Raw genomic sequence first — 626 nt, forward strand, 5'->3', positions numbered from 1 at the left:
CTTCATAAGCGTAAAGATGGAGGTGCTCAATGGCTGTATCGTTATACCATTCATGGGCGCCGTCGTGAAATGGGCTTGGGGGCGTTGCGAAATGTTTCTTTAAAAAAAGCCCGTGAATTAGCAAATCAATGGCGTTCTGTTTTGCATGAGGGTCGTGACCCCATTAAAGAACGCAATAAACAAAAGCGTGAAGCAATAAGCAATCTCCATTACCTAAAAGATATTGCCATAGATGCTTTTGAAAGTCGTAAAGCTGAACTCAAGAATGATGGTAAAGATGGAGATTGGTTTTTACCATTACGCCTTCATATTCTCCCTAAATTAGGTTGTCTGCCGGTTTCTGAGATTACACAAACTGAGATACGCAACACTATTGCCCCTATCTGGCATACAAAAGCTGTTACAGCGCGTAGAGCTCTCATTCGTCTTAATCTTTGTCTCAAACATGCGGCTGCTTTGGGTTTAGATGTTGATTTACAAGCAGTAACAAAAGCACAAGCTCTCTTAGGCAAACAACGCCATAAAATCAAAAACTTACCTGCAATGGATTGGAAAGATGTTCCCGCTTTTTATAAAACGCTTTGCCAAACAACAAACCCCACACAACTGGCTTTGCGTTTGCTTAT

At 41.4% G+C, this 626-nt stretch carries 1 protein-coding gene; it reads left to right on the forward strand.

Annotated elements, in window-relative coordinates:
- Positions 1 to 626, forward strand: a 626-nt coding sequence (locus ACFIQC_RS10145) for a tyrosine-type recombinase/integrase (RefSeq protein ID WP_375707158.1), incomplete at both ends; no start/stop codon positions are given.

Source organism: Bartonella sp. AA126HLJHH (assembly GCF_042197425.1).
Taxonomy (GTDB): domain Bacteria; phylum Pseudomonadota; class Alphaproteobacteria; order Rhizobiales; family Rhizobiaceae; genus Bartonella.